Source organism: Curtobacterium sp. MCJR17_020, from assembly GCF_003234365.2.
GTDB lineage: Bacteria > Actinomycetota > Actinomycetes > Actinomycetales > Microbacteriaceae > Curtobacterium.
This window is the reverse complement of sequence record NZ_CP126260.1, coordinates 3,632,109-3,646,841: the sequence shown is the minus strand read 5'-3', so window position 1 is coordinate 3,646,841 and position 14,733 is coordinate 3,632,109. Positions and strand designations below refer to the sequence as shown.

The 14,733-nt window shown below is 67.1% G+C and carries 25 protein-coding genes; 24 read left to right on the top strand and 1 reads right to left on the bottom strand.

All coding sequences use genetic code 11. The annotated features are described in order from the left end of the window. The first annotated feature begins 229 nt into the window (after positions 1-229). The 23 genes from rpsJ to map all read left to right on the top strand — a co-directional run bounded on the left by rpsJ (position 230) and on the right by map (position 12,794). Positions 230-538, top strand: a complete 309-nt coding sequence (rpsJ, locus tag DEJ14_RS17420; protein WP_017885534.1) for a 30S ribosomal protein S10 — start codon at positions 230-232, stop codon at positions 536-538. A gap of 12 nt (positions 539-550) precedes the next feature. Further along, the gene (rplC, locus tag DEJ14_RS17415) at positions 551-1,207 is read left to right on the top strand and encodes a 50S ribosomal protein L3 (protein WP_027466731.1); all 657 of its coding nucleotides are present in this window, start codon (positions 551-553) and stop codon (positions 1,205-1,207) included. A 2-nt stretch (positions 1,208-1,209) separates the two neighbouring features. Next, on the top strand, positions 1,210-1,869 hold the full coding sequence (gene rplD / locus DEJ14_RS17410) for a 50S ribosomal protein L4 (protein WP_111083469.1): 660 nt from the start codon (positions 1,210-1,212) through the stop codon (positions 1,867-1,869). Further along, complete coding sequence (rplW, locus tag DEJ14_RS17405; RefSeq protein ID WP_111083468.1) at positions 1,866-2,165, top strand: 50S ribosomal protein L23; 300 nt, start codon at positions 1,866-1,868, stop codon at positions 2,163-2,165. Before rplD ends, rplW begins: the two co-directional genes overlap by 4 nt. A gap of 18 nt (positions 2,166-2,183) precedes the next feature. Beyond that, complete coding sequence (gene rplB / locus DEJ14_RS17400; protein ID WP_111083467.1) at positions 2,184-3,023, top strand: 50S ribosomal protein L2; 840 nt, start codon at positions 2,184-2,186, stop codon at positions 3,021-3,023. Between the two features lie 11 nt (positions 3,024-3,034). Continuing rightward, positions 3,035-3,316 (top strand): 30S ribosomal protein S19, encoded by a 282-nt coding sequence (gene rpsS, locus DEJ14_RS17395; protein WP_017885529.1) that lies wholly within the window; start codon positions 3,035-3,037, stop codon positions 3,314-3,316. 25 nt (positions 3,317-3,341) lie between these two features. Continuing rightward, on the top strand, positions 3,342-3,734 hold the full coding sequence (gene rplV / locus DEJ14_RS17390; RefSeq protein ID WP_111083466.1) for a 50S ribosomal protein L22: 393 nt from the start codon (positions 3,342-3,344) through the stop codon (positions 3,732-3,734). Then, a complete protein-coding gene (gene rpsC, locus DEJ14_RS17385) occupies positions 3,734-4,546 on the top strand; it encodes a 30S ribosomal protein S3 (protein ID WP_017885527.1) in 813 nt (270 codons plus the stop codon). The genes rplV and rpsC overlap by 1 nt, the downstream gene beginning before the upstream one ends. 2 nt (positions 4,547-4,548) lie before the next feature. Next, the gene (gene rplP, locus DEJ14_RS17380) at positions 4,549-4,968 is read left to right on the top strand and encodes a 50S ribosomal protein L16 (protein WP_111083465.1); all 420 of its coding nucleotides are present in this window, start codon (positions 4,549-4,551) and stop codon (positions 4,966-4,968) included. After that, positions 4,968-5,288: a 50S ribosomal protein L29 gene (rpmC, locus tag DEJ14_RS17375; protein ID WP_111083464.1), complete on the top strand. Its 321-nt coding sequence runs from the start codon at positions 4,968-4,970 to the stop codon at positions 5,286-5,288. Before rplP ends, rpmC begins: the two co-directional genes overlap by 1 nt. Next, a complete protein-coding gene (rpsQ, locus tag DEJ14_RS17370; RefSeq protein WP_111083463.1) occupies positions 5,288-5,572 on the top strand; it encodes a 30S ribosomal protein S17 in 285 nt (94 codons plus the stop codon). Before rpmC ends, rpsQ begins: the two co-directional genes overlap by 1 nt. A gap of 31 nt (positions 5,573-5,603) precedes the next feature. After that, on the top strand, positions 5,604-5,972 hold the full coding sequence (gene rplN / locus DEJ14_RS17365; protein ID WP_111083462.1) for a 50S ribosomal protein L14: 369 nt from the start codon (positions 5,604-5,606) through the stop codon (positions 5,970-5,972). Between the two features lie 3 nt (positions 5,973-5,975). Continuing rightward, positions 5,976-6,335 (top strand): 50S ribosomal protein L24, encoded by a 360-nt coding sequence (gene rplX / locus DEJ14_RS17360; RefSeq protein WP_111083461.1) that lies wholly within the window; start codon positions 5,976-5,978, stop codon positions 6,333-6,335. Further along, on the top strand, positions 6,335-6,928 hold the full coding sequence (rplE, locus tag DEJ14_RS17355; RefSeq protein WP_111083460.1) for a 50S ribosomal protein L5: 594 nt from the start codon (positions 6,335-6,337) through the stop codon (positions 6,926-6,928). The genes rplX and rplE overlap by 1 nt, the downstream gene beginning before the upstream one ends. A gap of 153 nt (positions 6,929-7,081) precedes the next feature. Further along, the gene (gene rpsH / locus DEJ14_RS17350; protein ID WP_017885519.1) at positions 7,082-7,480 is read left to right on the top strand and encodes a 30S ribosomal protein S8; all 399 of its coding nucleotides are present in this window, start codon (positions 7,082-7,084) and stop codon (positions 7,478-7,480) included. 6 nt (positions 7,481-7,486) lie between these two features. Beyond that, positions 7,487-8,023, top strand: a complete 537-nt coding sequence (gene rplF / locus DEJ14_RS17345; protein WP_111083459.1) for a 50S ribosomal protein L6 — start codon at positions 7,487-7,489, stop codon at positions 8,021-8,023. Between the two features lie 2 nt (positions 8,024-8,025). Further along, positions 8,026-8,400, top strand: coding sequence for a 50S ribosomal protein L18 (gene rplR / locus DEJ14_RS17340; RefSeq protein ID WP_031259041.1), 375 nt, complete (start codon positions 8,026-8,028; stop codon positions 8,398-8,400). After that, complete coding sequence (gene rpsE / locus DEJ14_RS17335; protein ID WP_111083458.1) at positions 8,397-9,251, top strand: 30S ribosomal protein S5; 855 nt, start codon at positions 8,397-8,399, stop codon at positions 9,249-9,251. The genes rplR and rpsE overlap by 4 nt, the downstream gene beginning before the upstream one ends. Next, complete coding sequence (rpmD, locus tag DEJ14_RS17330; protein WP_173168934.1) at positions 9,251-9,436, top strand: 50S ribosomal protein L30; 186 nt, start codon at positions 9,251-9,253, stop codon at positions 9,434-9,436. Before rpsE ends, rpmD begins: the two co-directional genes overlap by 1 nt. Then, a complete protein-coding gene (gene rplO / locus DEJ14_RS17325) occupies positions 9,433-9,897 on the top strand; it encodes a 50S ribosomal protein L15 (protein WP_027466723.1) in 465 nt (154 codons plus the stop codon). Before rpmD ends, rplO begins: the two co-directional genes overlap by 4 nt. Positions 9,898-10,044: 147 nt before the next feature. Beyond that, a complete protein-coding gene (gene secY / locus DEJ14_RS17320; RefSeq protein ID WP_111083457.1) occupies positions 10,045-11,367 on the top strand; it encodes a preprotein translocase subunit SecY in 1,323 nt (440 codons plus the stop codon). Continuing rightward, on the top strand, positions 11,364-11,954 hold the full coding sequence (locus DEJ14_RS17315) for an adenylate kinase (protein WP_111083456.1): 591 nt from the start codon (positions 11,364-11,366) through the stop codon (positions 11,952-11,954). Before secY ends, DEJ14_RS17315 begins: the two co-directional genes overlap by 4 nt. A 60-nt stretch (positions 11,955-12,014) precedes the next feature. Then, positions 12,015-12,794: a type I methionyl aminopeptidase gene (gene map / locus DEJ14_RS17310; protein WP_502868837.1), complete on the top strand. Its 780-nt coding sequence runs from the start codon at positions 12,015-12,017 to the stop codon at positions 12,792-12,794. A gap of 129 nt (positions 12,795-12,923) precedes the next feature. On the opposite strand, the gene DEJ14_RS17305 is transcribed toward map, so the two are convergent. Then, the gene (locus DEJ14_RS17305; RefSeq protein WP_181437355.1) at positions 12,924-14,210 is read right to left on the bottom strand and encodes an LCP family protein; all 1,287 of its coding nucleotides are present in this window, start codon (positions 14,208-14,210) and stop codon (positions 12,924-12,926) included. A 294-nt stretch (positions 14,211-14,504) separates the two neighbouring features. Here DEJ14_RS17305 and infA point away from each other — a divergent pair, with 294 nt between their 5' ends. Continuing rightward, a complete protein-coding gene (gene infA / locus DEJ14_RS17300; RefSeq protein ID WP_017885509.1) occupies positions 14,505-14,726 on the top strand; it encodes a translation initiation factor IF-1 in 222 nt (73 codons plus the stop codon). The last annotated feature ends 7 nt before the right edge of the window (positions 14,727-14,733 follow it).

The window sequence follows — 14,733 nt, the reverse complement described above, 5'->3', positions numbered from 1 at the left end:
GACTCCCCGAGGTCATGACGGACGCGACACTGTTGCGCCCGGAGTGCGAGGAAGTCGATTGCCCACGCTGGACGGCCAAGGTCGCCCGCGCGGTTGACAGGTGAACAGCGGTCATCCCCAGCGGATGCGGCCGGTTGGTTCAGGAAAACAGCACGGTCTGCAGCAATGCGGAGCCGAGCGGCGTCAGGCGGCCTGCGGGTGCGCGGCGCAGAGAGAGGACAAGAGACACATGGCGGGACAGAAGATCCGCATCCGGCTCAAGTCGTATGACCACGAGGTCATCGACACGTCGGCCCGGAAGATCGTCGACACGGTGACCCGTGCCGGTGCGACCGTGGTCGGCCCGGTGCCACTCCCCACCGAGAAGAACGTGATCGCAGTGATCCGTTCCCCTCACAAGTACAAGGACTCGCGCGAGCACTTCGAGAAGCGCACGCACAAGCGGGTCATCGACATCGTCGACCCGACGCCGAAGGCCGTCGACTCGCTCATGCGACTCGACCTGCCGGCAGACGTCAACATCGAGATCAAGCTGTAAGGGGGCTGACCAATGGCGAACTCAACCAAGACCGTCAAGGGCCTCCTCGGCAAGAAGCTCGGGATGACCCAGGTGTGGGACGAGAACAACAAGTTCATCCCCGTCACAGTGATCGAGGTCGGCCCGAACGTGGTCACCCAGATCCGCAACGCTGAGCGCGACGGCTACGAGGCGATCCAGATCGCCGCCGGTGCCATCGACCCGCGCAAGGTCAACAAGCCGGCCGCCGGCCACTTCGAGGCCGCTGGCGTGACCCCGCGTCGCACCCTCACCGAGATCCGGACCAACGACTCCGCTGAGTACACGCTCGGCCAGGAGCTCACCGTGGACGGCACGTTCACGGCGGGCCAGAAGGTCGACGTCGTCGGTACCTCCAAGGGCAAGGGCTTCGCCGGTGTCATGAAGCGCCACGGCTTCCACGGCGTCGGCGCCTCGCACGGTGCACACCGCAACCACCGCAAGCCCGGCTCGATCGGTGCTTCCTCGACCCCGTCGCGTGTCTTCAAGGGCATGCGCATGGCCGGTCGTATGGGTGGCGACCGCGTGACCGTCCTCAACCTCACGGTGCACGCCGTCGACGCCGAGAAGGGTCTGCTGCTCGTCAAGGGCGCCGTCCCCGGTGCTCGTGGCCGCTCCGTCTTCGTCCGCACCGCCGTGAAGGGTAAGTGATCATGGCCACCACGACCGCAACCACGATCGACGTCCTCGACGCATCGGGTGTCAAGTCCGGCACCGTCGAGCTGCCCGCAGCTCTCTTCGACGTCGAGACCAACGTCCCGCTGATCCACCAGGTCGTCACCGCGCAGCTCGCAGCCGCGCGTCAGGGCACCCACAAGACCAAGAACCGCGGCGAAGTCCGCGGTGCCGGTCGCAAGCCGTTCAAGCAGAAGGGCACCGGCCGCGCCCGTCAGGGTTCCGTCCGTGCTCCCGAGCACACCGGTGGTGGCGTCGTCCACGGACCGACCCCCCGCGACTACTCGCAGCGCACCCCCAAGAAGATGATCGCCGCAGCGCTGCTCGGCTCGCTCTCGGACCGCGCCCGCGGTGGCCGCATCTCGGCTGTCGACGGCTTCGTCGAGGCCGACGTGCCGTCGACCAAGGTCGCTCGCACGCTCCTCGAGAAGGTCGCGCCCGTCAAGCACGTGCTGATCGTGCTCGAGTCGAACGACGAGCTGACGCTCAAGTCGATCCGCAACCTGCCGAACGTCCACGCGCTCTCGTACGGCCAGCTGAACGCCTACGACGTCCTCAAGTCGGACGCCGTCGTCTTCAGCAAGAGCGCCCTCGACGCCTTCATCGCGTCGAAGACCGCGAAGGAGATCACCGCATGAGCGGCTTCAACAAGGACCCGCGCGACGTCATCATCTCGCCGGTCGTCTCGGAGAAGAGCTACGCGCTCATCGACCAGGGCAAGTACACGTTCATCGTGGACCCCCGTTCGAACAAGACCGAGATCAAGCTCGCCATCGAGAAGATCTTCGAGGTCAAGGTCGCGAGCATCAACACGCTGAACCGCCCGGGCAAGACCCGTCGCACCAAGTTCGGTCTCGGCAAGCGCAAGGACACCAAGCGCGCCATCGTGACGCTCAAGTCCGGTTCGATCGACATCTTCACGGCTGTCGGCTGAGGACCAGAGGGATAAATCATGGCTATTCGTAACTACAAGCCGACGACCCCCGGTCGTCGCGGCTCGTCGGTCGCCGACTTCGCTGAGATCACCCGTTCGACTCCGGAGAAGTCCCTGCTTCGTCCGCTGCCGAAGACCGGTGGTCGCAACAGCTCCGGCCGCATCACCACGCGTCACATCGGTGGTGGCCACAAGCGCCAGTACCGCGTGATCGACTTCCGTCGCTCCGACAAGGACGGCGTGGACGCCAAGGTCGCTCACATCGAGTACGACCCCAACCGCACTGCGCGCATCGCGCTCCTGCACTACGTGGACGGCACGAAGCGGTACATCATCGCGCCGAACAAGCTCAAGCAGGGCGACGTCATCGAGCAGGGCCCCGGCGCCGACATCAAGCCCGGCAACAACCTGCCGCTGCGCAACATCCCCGTGGGTACCGTCGTGCACGCCATCGAGCTCCGCCCCGGTGGCGGCGCGAAGATGGCCCGCTCGGCCGGCGCCTCGGTGCGTCTCGTCGCCAAGGACGGCCCCTACGCGCAGCTCCGTCTGCCGTCGGGCGAGGTCCGCAACGTCGACGCACGCTGCCGCGCCACGATCGGCGAGGTCGGCAACGCCGAGCAGTCGAACATCAACTGGGGCAAGGCCGGCCGCATGCGCTGGAAGGGCGTCCGCCCGACCGTGCGTGGTGTCGCGATGAACCCGGTCGACCACCCCCACGGTGGTGGCGAGGGCAAGACCTCCGGTGGTCGTCACCCGGTCAGCCCCTGGGGCCAGGCCGAGGGTCGCACGCGCAAGCCGAACAAGCCGAGCGACAAGCTCATCGTCCGTCGCCGTAACGCCGGCAAGAAGCGCAAGTAGGAGTTCAGAAGATGCCACGCAGTCTGAAGAAGGGCCCCTTCGTCGACGAGCACCTGCTCCGCAAGGTCGTCACGCAGAACGAGGCCAACACCAAGAACGTGATCCGTACGTGGTCGCGACGGTCGATGATCGTCCCGAACATGCTCGGGCACACCATCGCGGTGCACGACGGCCGCAAGCACATCCCGGTGTTCGTCACCGAGTCGATGGTCGGTCACAAGCTCGGCGAGTTCGCGCCGACCCGCACCTTCCGTGGTCACGTGAAGGACGACAAGAAGGGCCGTCGCCGCTAACGCGGGGACGCAGAGGAGGAACGAAATGGTGGAGTCGATCGCACGCGTGCGACACATCCGCGTCACGCCTCAGAAGGCCCGTCGCGTCATCGAGCTGATCCGCGGCAAGCAGGCCCACGAGGCGCTCGCCATCCTGAAGTTCGCCCCCCAGGGCGCTTCGGAGCCCGTGTACAAGCTGGTCGCCTCGGCGATCGCGAACGCCCGGGTGAAGGCTGACTCGACGAACAGCTTCCTCGACGAGCGCGACCTCTACGTGAGCCGCGTCTTCGTCGACGAGGGAACGACCCTGAAGCGGTTCCAGCCGCGCGCCCAGGGCCGGGCCTTCCGCATCAACAAGCGCACCAGCCACATCACGGTCGTCCTCGCGACGCCGGAAGAGGCTGAGGCTGCCGCGACGAGCAAGAAGGCGAGCAACTAATGGGCCAGAAGGTCAACCCGTACGGCTTCCGTCTCGGGATCACGACGGACCACGTCTCGCACTGGTTCACCGACAGCAAGAAGGCCGGTCAGCGCTACGCCGACTACGTGGCCGAGGACATCAAGGTGCGCGAGTACCTGAAGAAGACCCTCGACCGCGCCGGTGTGGCTCGCATCGAGCTCGAGCGCACCCGTGACCGTGTCCGCGTGGACATCCACACGGCGCGTCCGGGCATCGTCATCGGCCGCCGCGGCGCCGAGGCGGAGCGCGTTCGCGGTGAGCTCGAGAAGCTCACCAAGAAGCAGATCCAGCTGAACATCCTCGAGGTCAAGAACCCCGAGACCGAGGCCCAGCTCGTCGCGCAGGGCATCGCCGAGCAGCTCTCCGCTCGTGTCGCGTTCCGTCGCGCCATGCGCAAGGGCCTGCAGGGTGCACAGCGCGCCGGCGCCAAGGGTGTCCGCATCCAGGTGTCGGGCCGTCTCGGCGGCGCCGAGATGTCCCGTTCGGAGTTCTACCGCGAAGGCCGTGTGCCGCTGCACACCCTCCGCGCGAACATCGACTACGGCTTCTACGAGGCCCGGACCACGTTCGGCCGCATCGGCGTGAAGGTCTGGATCTACAAGGGCGACATCACGAACAAGGAGCTCGCTCGCGAGCAGGCGAACCAGCGTTCGTCGCGCCCCGAGCGTCGTGGCGGCCCGCGCGGTGAGCGTGGCGACCGTGGCGGCGACCGTCGTGGCGGCGACCGCGGTGACCGCCGCCCGCAGCAGGCCCCGCAGGACGCGCCGGCCGGCGCAGGAGTTGAGGCGTAACCATGCTTATTCCCCGTCGAGTCAAGCACCGTAAGCAGCACCACCCGAAGCGTTCGGGTCAGGCAACCGGTGGTACCAAGGTCAGCTTCGGCGACTACGGCATCCAGGCCCTCACCCCGGCGTACGTGACCAACCGTCAGATCGAGTCCGCTCGTATCGCCATGACGCGTCACATCAAGCGTGGCGGCAAGGTCTGGATCAACATCTACCCGGACCGTCCGCTCACGAAGAAGCCGGCTGAGACCCGCATGGGTTCCGGTAAGGGCTCGCCCGAGTGGTGGGTCGCCAACGTCAAGCCGGGTCGTGTGCTCTTCGAGCTCTCCGGCGTCACCGAGGACATCGCCCGCGAGGCGCTGACCCGTGCAATCCACAAGCTGCCCCTCAAGGCACGCATCATCAAGCGCGAGGAGGGCGACGCATAATGGCGATCGGTTCCAAGGAGCTCCGTCCGACGGAGCTCGACACGTTCGAGAACGAGCGTCTCGCTGACGAGCTGAAGAAGGCCAAGGAGGAACTCTTCAACCTCCGCTTCCAGTCGGCCACCGGCCAGCTGGAGAGCCACGGTCGTCTCCGTGCCGTCAAGCGCGACATCGCTCGCATCTACACCGTCCTCCGCGAGCGCGAGCTCGGCATCCGTGCCACTCCCGCGCCCGTCGAGACCGCCACCAAGGCCAAGAAGACGACGAAGAAGGCTGACAAGCCGGCTGAGTCGACCGAGGCCGAGACCGCCGAGGAGAAGTAATGGCGAACGAAGAGAAGACCTCCGCCGCCCTCACTCGCGGCTACCGCAAGACGCGTCGCGGCTACGTGACCAGCGACAAGATGGACAAGACCATCGTGGTCGAGGTCGAGGACCGCGTGAAGCACGCGCTCTACGGCAAGATCATCCGTCGCACGTCCAAGGTGAAGGCCCACGACGAGCTCGGCACCGCTGGTGTCGGCGACCTCGTCGTGATCAGCGAGACCCGTCCCCTCAGCGCTTCAAAGCGCTGGCGCCTGGTCGAGATCCTCGAGAAGGCCAAGTAGGCCTCGGCCTGCTTCGGAATAGGAGACAGCAGTGATTCAGCAGGAATCCCGCCTGAAGATCGCCGACAACACGGGTGCCAAGGAGATCTTGACCATCCGCGTGCTCGGTGGTTCGGGTCGTCGCTACGCCGGTCTCGGTGACGTCATCGTCGCCACGGTGAAGGACGCCATCCCCGGCGGCAACGTGAAGAAGGGTGACGTCGTCAAGGCGGTCATCGTTCGCACCAAGAAGGAGACCCGTCGTCAGGACGGCTCCTACATCAAGTTCGACGAGAACGCGGCAGTGATCCTCAAGGCCGACGGCGACCCGCGCGGCACGCGCATCTTCGGTCCGGTCGGTCGCGAGCTCCGAGACAAGAAGTTCATGAAGATCATCTCGCTCGCGCCGGAGGTGCTGTAAGCCATGGCGAACATCAAGAAGGGTGACCTCGTCCAGGTCATCACGGGCGCGACGCAGGAGCGTGGCGGCGACCGTGGCAAGCAGGGCAAGGTCATCGAGGTCCTCAAGGACAAGCAGCGCGTCGTCGTCGAGGGCGTGAACTTCGTCACGAAGCACGTCCGCGTCGGCCAGACGCAGCGCGGCTCGAAGACGGGTGGCATCGAGAAGCACGAAGCCTCGATCCACGTGTCGAACGTCGCTCTCGTCGACCCGAAGACGAAGAAGCCGACCCGCGTCGGCTTCCGTACCGAAGAGGTGGAGAAGGGCGGGGTCAAGAAGACCGTCCGTGTCCGCTACGCCAAGAAGTCAGGTGAGACGCTCTGATGACTGACACGACTGCAACGACTGAGGCCCCCAAGGCCCAGCCGCGCCTCAAGCAGAAGTACAAGGACGAGATCAAGGCCACGCTCACCGAGCAGTTCGGCTACGCGAACGTCAACCAGGTCCCCGGCCTGGTCAAGGTCGTCGTGAACACCGGTGTCGGCGAGGCCGCTCGCGACTCGAAGATCATCGAGGGGGCCATCAAGGACCTCACGGCGATCACGGGTCAGAAGCCCCAGGTCAACATCGCTCGCAAGTCCATCGCGCAGTTCAAGCTGCGCGAGGGTCAGGCGATCGGTGCGCACGTCACCCTCCGTGGTGACCGCGCCTGGGAGTTCCTCGACCGCCTGATCTCCCTCGCACTGCCCCGCATCCGCGACTTCCGCGGTCTCAGCGACAAGCAGTTCGACGGGAACGGCAACTACACGTTCGGTCTCTCGGAGCAGTCCGTGTTCCACGAGATCGACCAGGACCGCATCGACCGTGTCCGCGGCTTCGACATCACTGTCGTCACCACCGCGAAGACGGACGACGAGGGACGCGCGCTGCTCCGTCAGCTCGGCTTCCCGTTCCGCTCCAACGAGCAGACGGTCTAAACTACTTCGGGCGGTGCGGGCCGGAGGATTCACGTCCTCCGGCCCGCACGCACGAACACACCGATCCTGGGGAACCGCCCCGGGATCACTCGATCGCTCAGGTCGGCATTCGTGGAACGGGTGTCGAAACCAGGCGAGAAATGGACGAACATCATGACGATGACCGATCCGGTCGCAGACATGCTGACCAGATTGCGGAACGCGAACTCCGCGCACCACGACGCCGTCGCGCTCCCGAGCTCCAAGCTCAAGAAGAACATCGCCGACATCCTCAAGCGTGAGGGCTACATCAGCGAGTGGAAGGTGGAGGACGCCCGAGTCGGGCAGACCCTCACCATCGACCTGAAGTACGGTCCCGAGCGCGAGCGTTCGATCGCCGGCATCAAGCGCGTGTCGAAGCCGGGCCTCCGGGTCTACGCGAAGTCGACGGAGATCCCCCAGGTCCTCGGTGGCCTCGGCGTGGCGATCCTCTCGACCTCGTCCGGCCTGCTGACCGACCGCGAAGCCGAGCAGAAGGGCGTGGGTGGGGAAGTCCTCGCCTACGTGTGGTGATCGACAATGTCACGAATCGGACGTCTTCCCATCGACATCCCCGCCGGCGTGACCGTCTCCGTTGACGGTCAGAGCGTGGCGGTCAAGGGCCCGAAGGGCGAGCTCGCGCTCGTCATCGCGGAGCCCATCCAGGCCAAGGTCGAGGAGAACCAGGTTCTCGTCACCCGTCCGGACGACGAGCGCGAGTCGCGTTCGCTCCACGGCCTGACCCGTACCCTCATCGCCAACAACATCATCGGCGTGACCCAGGGCTACACCAAGGGCCTCGAGGTCGTCGGCACCGGTTACCGCGTGCAGGCGAAGGGCTCGAACCTCGAGTTCGCGCTCGGGTACTCCCACTCGATCACGGTCGAGCCGCCCGCAGGCATCAGCTTCGCGGTCGAGGGCAACAACAAGGTCACGGTCGCCGGCATCGACAAGCAGGCAGTCGGCGAAGTGGCGGCGAACATCCGGAAGCTCCGGAAGCCCGAGCCGTACAAGGGCAAGGGTGTCCGTTACGCCGGCGAGAACGTGCGCCGCAAGGCCGGAAAGTCAGGTAAGTGATCATGGGACTCCTCAAGACACGAGGCAAGAGCAAGGCGGCCGCCAAGGCGCGTCGTCACAACCGTCTCCGCAAGAAGATCACCGGCACCGAGGCTCGTCCCCGTCTCGCCGTCACCCGCTCGTCGCGTCACGTGTTCGTGCAGGTCATCGACGACGCGAAGGGTCACACCCTCGCAAGCGCCTCGACGATGGAGGCAGACCTCCGCTCGTTCGACGGCGACAAGACCGCCAAGGCCCGTCGCGTCGGTGAGCTCCTCGCCGAGCGCGCGAAGTCGGCTGGCGTCGAGGCCGTGGTCTTCGACCGCGGTGGCAGCAAGTACGCCGGTCGCGTCGCCGCGATCGCCGATGGTGCCCGTGAAGGAGGGCTGAACCTGTGAGCGACAACGCGAACACCAACGAAGACGCCAAGACCGAGGCCGTCGAGGCCACGGACGCCGTCGAGACCACCGAGGCGAGCACGGAGGCCCCCGAGGCCACCGAGGCGACCGCTGAGGGCACCGAGGCAGCCGCCGAGGGAACCGACACCGCCGCGAAGGGCAAGGAGGCGGAGGCACCTGCCGTCGCCGAGCGTCCCGTCGAGACCGCTGCCGGTTCCGCATCGAACAACCGCGACTCGGCCGACAACCGTGGCCGTCGTGGTGGCGGTCGTGACCGTCAGCAGGGCCGCGACCGCAACAACCGCGGTGGCGACAGCCAGTTCCTCGAGCGCGTGGTGACCATCAACCGCGTGTCGAAGGTCGTCAAGGGTGGTCGTCGCTTCAGCTTCACGGCGCTCGTCGTCGTGGGTGACGGCAACGGCCTCGTGGGCGTCGGCTACGGCAAGGCCAAGGAGGTCCCCACGGCGATCTCCAAGGGTGTCGAAGAGGCGAAGAAGAACTTCTTCCGCGTCCCCCGCGTCGGCAACACCATCCCGCACCCCGTGCAGGGTGAGGCCGCTGCTGGCGTCGTCCTCCTGCGTCCGGCCGGCCCGGGTACCGGTGTCATCGCCGGTGGTCCCGTCCGCGCCGTGCTCGAGTGCGCCGGCATCCACGACGTCCTGAGCAAGTCGCTCGGTTCGTCGAACACCATCAACATCGTGCACGCGACCGTCGAGGCTCTGAAGCAGCTCGAGGAGCCCCGCGCCGTCGCGAGCCGTCGTGGCCTCGACGTCGAGCGGGTCGTCCCGGCTCGTCTGCTCCAGGCCGAGGCCGCAGCCCTGCGTGCCGCGACCGAGAAGGCAGGTGCGTGATGGCGACGCTGAAGATCACGCAGATCAAGTCCGTTATCAGCGAGAAGCAGTACCAGCGCGACACGCTCCGCAGCCTGGGTCTCAAGCGCATCGGCCGTACGGTCGAGCGTGAGGACAACGCCCAGAACCGCGGGTACATCGCAACGGTGGCGCACCTCGTGAAGGTCGAGGAGGTCGACGCATGAGCGACGAGAAGAACGAGCGCGTGCAGGTGCTGAAGCTGCACCACCTCCGCCCCGCAGAGGGCGCCAAGAAGGACCGCACCCGTGTGGGTCGCGGTGAGGGCTCGAAGGGCAAGACCGCTGGGCGTGGTACCAAGGGCACGAAGGCCCGTTACCAGGTCCGGGTCGGCTTCGAGGGTGGGCAGATGCCGCTGCACATGCGCACCCCGAAGCTCCGCGGGTTCAAGAACCCGTTCCGGGTCGAGTACCAGGTCGTGAACCTGGACAAGATCTCGGAGCTCTACCCCGATGGTGGCGACGTCACCGTTGCGGGCCTGGTCGCCAAGGGCGCCGTCCGCAAGAACGAGAAGGTCAAGGTTCTCGGTCAGGGTGACATCACCGTGAAGATCACGGTCACGGTCGACAAGGTCTCGGCGTCCGCCGCCGAGAAGATCGTGGCTGCTGGCGGCACCGTCTCCCAGTAACCCCCGTCGGCGGCCCGTGCGTTTGCGCACGGGCCGCCGTTACGGTTTCCTTGACAGTGGCCGGCATCCGCCAGCCTGGTCGGCCCTGCCGACCGACACCGGAACGGCCGCGATCGACGGCCCCGGTCCCAGAAGTTCGGAGTCCTCGTGTTCAGAGCGGTCGCGCGCATCATGCGCACCCCTGATCTTCGCAAGAAGATCGGCTTCACCCTCGCGATCATCGCGCTGTTCCGGCTCGGGTCGTACATCCCGGCACCGTTCGTCGACTACGCGGCCGTGCAGAGCTGTCTCGCCAGCGCCTCGTCGTCCGGCGGTCTCTACGACCTGATCAACCTGTTCTCCGGCGGCGCGCTGCTGAAGCTCTCGGTCTTCGCGCTCGGCATCATGCCGTACATCACGTCGTCGATCATCGTGCAGCTCCTGCGCGTGGTCATCCCGCACTTCGACTCCCTCTACAAGGAGGGCCAGTCCGGTCAGGCGAAGCTGACGCAGTACACGCGCTACCTCACGATCGCGCTGGGCGTGCTGCAGTCCACCACCCTGATCACGGTCGCCCGCTCGGGTGCCCTCTTCGGCACGAACGCGTCGTCCTCCTGCTCGTCGATCATCTCGAACGACAGCTGGTACGCGATCATGCTCATGGTCGTCACGCTGACCGCCGGTACCGGCCTCATCATGTGGATGGGCGAGCTCGTCACCGAGCGCGGCATCGGCAACGGCATGTCCCTCCTCATCTTCACGTCGATCGCGGCGCAGTTCCCGTCGGCGCTCTGGGCCATCGAGCAGTCGCAGTCATTCGAGCTCTTCCTGTTCGTCATCCTGGTCGGACTGGTCATCATGATGGCCGTCGTGTTCGTCGAGCAGTCGCAGCGGCGGATCCCGGTCCAGTACGCCAAGCGCATGGTCGGCCGACGCACGTACGGCGGCAACAACACGTACATCCCGATCAAGGTGAACATGGCCGGCGTCGTGCCCGTCATCTTCGCGTCGTCGTTGCTGTACCTGCCGGCCCTGGTCGCGCAGTTCAACAAGCCCTCGGACGGCTCCGAGCCCGCGGCGTGGGTCACCTGGATCGAGAACAACCTCGTCTCCGGCGACAACCTGTTCTACATGGTGCTGTACTTCCTGCTCATCGTCGGGTTCACGTACTTCTACGTGGCGATCACCTTCAACCCCGAAGAGGTCGCCGACAACATGAAGAAGTACGGCGGGTTCATCCCCGGCATCCGTGCCGGTCGTCCGACCGCCGAGTACCTCGACTACGTCCTCACCCGGGTGACGCTGCCCGGCTCGCTCTACCTCGGTTTCATCGCGCTCATCCCGCTGGCAGCACTGGCGCTGTTCGGCGCGAACCAGAACTTCCCGTTCGGTGGCGCGAGCATCCTGATCATCGTGGGTGTCGGTCTCGAGACCGTGAAGCAGATCGACTCGCAGCTGCAGCAGCGTCACTACGAAGGGCTTCTCCGTTGAGCGCACGTCTCATCATCGTCGGACCCCCCGGAGCGGGGAAGGGCACGCAGGCCGGCCGGATCGCCGACTCCTTCGGGATCCCGGCCGTCTCGACGGGCGACATCTTCCGCAAGAACGTCGCGGAGGGCACGCCGCTCGGTGTGCAGGCCAAGGCGATCATGGACGCCGGCGACTACGTGCCGGACTCCCTGACGAACGAGCTCGTGAAGTCGCGCCTGAACGAGGCGGACGCAGCCGAGGGGTTCCTGCTCGACGGGTACCCCCGCACGGTCGGGCAGGTCGAGTACCTCGACGCGCTGCTCGCCGAGCAGGGCACCGGGATCGACGCGGTCGTGCAGCTCGTCGCCGACCAGGACGAGCTCGTCGGCCGGTTGCTGAAGCGTGCCGAGCAGCAGGGCCGCAGTGACGACAACGAGGAGACGATCCGTCGTCGCCAGCAGGTCTACACCGAGCAGACCGCGCCGATCGTCGGCGCCTACGGCGACCGTGGTCTCGTGCTCGACGTCGACGGCCTCGGCGCGATCGACGAGGTCGGCGACCGCATCCAGGCCGCGCTGTCGGCTCGCGGGCTCACCGCGGGCGTCTGACCCGGCGTGGTCCGTTTCCGCAAGCCCTCGATCTACAAGACGCCGGACGAGCTCCGCGCCATGGTGCGCCCCGGGCTGCTGACCGCCGAGGCGCTCGACACCGTGCGTGCGGCGATCCGTCCGGGCATCACGACGGGTGAGCTCGACGCGATCGCCGAGCGGACGATCCGCGACGGTGGCGGGATCCCGAACTTCCAGCTCGTGCCGGGCTACCGGCACACGCTGTGCGTGTCCGTGAACGACGAGATCGTGCACGGCATCCCCGGTGACCGCGTGCTCGCTCCCGGTGACATCGTGTCGGTGGACGCCGGTGCCGAGGTCGACGGCTGGAACGGCGACAGCGCGTTCACCACCGTCGTCCCCGGTGGCGACGCCGAGGTGTCCGCAGCGCGCCAGACGCTCTGCGACACCACGGAACGCTCGCTCTGGCACGGCATCGCGGCGCTCGCCCACGCGAAGAACCTGCACGAGGTCGGTTCCGCGGTCGAGGACGCCATCGACGAGACCGGTGCCTGGGGCATCGTCGAGGACTACACGGGGCACGGCATCGGTCGCTCCATGCACGAGGACCCGCCGGTCTTCAACTACCGCGTCCGCGGTGCCGGTCCGGCGGTGAAGCCCGGCCTGGTGGTCGCCATCGAGCCGATGGTCACCGCGGGCACGATCGACAGCTCGACGGACGACGACGACTGGACCGTCCGCACGATGGACGGTGGGGACGCCGCGCACTGGGAGCACAGCGTCGCGGTGCACGCCGACGGCGTGTGGGTGCTGACGGCCGCCGACGGCGGCGCTGCGGGCCTGGCCCCGCTGGGCGTGACGCCCGTCCCGATCCCGTAGGACGGGCCTCCAGTCCGCTTCGGTCGCCACGGCCAGGAGGCGCGGGTCGTCCCCGCCTCGTCGCCAGCCGCGCGCAGACGCGTCTGCCCAGTGCCCGGAGGGCGCCGCGCCGTCAGCCCTGTCCGGCGGTCAGTTGCCGACGGAGCAGGTCTGCTCGGAGGCGCTCTGCCCGGTGATCGACGAGGGCAGCGGGGTCGACGTCGCCGTGCTCGTGGCGGACGAGCTCGGTGCGGACGACGTCCCCGACGATGCGCCGCTCGACGCGGGCGACGACGACGTGTCGGACGGCGTGGTGCCGGTCGACGGTGCGGTCGTCGCAGTGCCCCCAGCGGTCGGCGACTCCTCGGACGCGCGCCCGGTGCTCGAGTCGCTCAGCGAGGACTTCACGTCGTTCTGCAGCGCCACGTTGAGCGTGTGGGCGGTCTCCTGGTCGACGATCACCCGCGCGCTGTCGTCGGGGTCGTCGGCGACGGGGTACTGCACGAAGAGCATGTTGGCGGTGCTCATGCCGCGCAGTGCCGAGGCGAGGCCGACGAGGGTGCGGGTCTGGGCGAGGCCGTCCGACAGCGTCATGTTCGACAGGGCCGCGCCGGCGAGCTTGTAGAGCGTGATGGGGTTCGACAGGGTGCCGTCGGAGGTGACCTTGCGGAGCAGCGCCGACAGGAACACCTGCTGCGAGCTGATCCGGGCCAGGTCGCTGCCGTCGCCGACGCCGTGGCGGGTGCGCAGGAACGCGAGGGCGTCGGAGCCCTCGAGGTTGTGCGAGCCAGCGGTGAGGTGCAGACCGGTGAAGGTGTCGTCGATGGGCTCCGCGACGCAGACGTCGACACCGCCCAGGGCGTTCGACATCTCGATCACGCCGTCGAAGGTGATGAGCCCGGCGTAGGGGATGCTCAGGCCGGTGAGGTTCTCGACGGTGTCGACGACGCACGAGACGCCGCCGTTGCCGAGCGCCGTGTTGAACATGGCGGAGGTCGAGGCCGGGTAGGTCGTCCCGCTCGCGGGGTTGGTGCAGGCCGGGATCGGCACCATCAGGTCACGGGGGAAGCTGACTGCGGTGAGCTGCTGGTGGTCCTCGGAGATGTGGATGAGCATCGTGACGTCGTTGCGGGCGCCCTCGACGGCCTCGTCGGAGTCGAACTGTCCGACGCGGGTGTCGCTGCCGATGAGCAGGATGTTCGCCCCGCCCTTGATCGCCGTAATGTCGGCGGTCTTCGCGGTGCTCTGGTCGTCGGTGCTGAGCTGCACGGTCTGCGGTGCGGTCGCCAGTTGGGCGCCGGCGATGGCGGCGACGCTCGTCCCGCTCACGAGCACGACGGCCAGCGCCGAGGCCACGACGGTGACGAGCGTGGTCCAGCCGCGACGGCGGGCCTGCTTGCCGTGTGCGGCGAAGGGGCGTCGTGTGGCGTCGGGCACGTGGTCTCCGTTCGGTGGTCCGCGCAGGGTACGTGGGCGGCGGACGTGGCTGCGGAGCAACGCTACGGTCCGGGCACAAGCTCCGGCCCGGAGCGCGCCGTCAAACCACTGTGGAACACTCAGGCACGCCACCGGAAGCCCCAGGTGAGGGGGCGTGCCGTGCCTGCACTTGGCAATTGCGGGTTTACCACATAAGATCGATCTTTGGTGTGTCATGCCCTCTCGGGTGTGGCGACCGACCCGCAGACCGGTTCGGGGATCACACCTGTTCCACAACCAAGCGACAGTGAGGCTATGGCCAAGAAAGACGGCGTCATCGAGATCGAAGGCTCGGTGCTCGAAGCTCTGCCCAACGCGATGTTCCGCGTTGAGCTGACGAACGGACACAAGGTCCTCGCGCACATCTCCGGGAAGATGCGCCAGCACTACATCCGTATCCTCCCCGAGGACCGCGTGATCGTGGAGCTGAGCCCGTACGACCTGACCCGCGGCCGGATCGTCTACCGCTACAAGTGATCCGCGA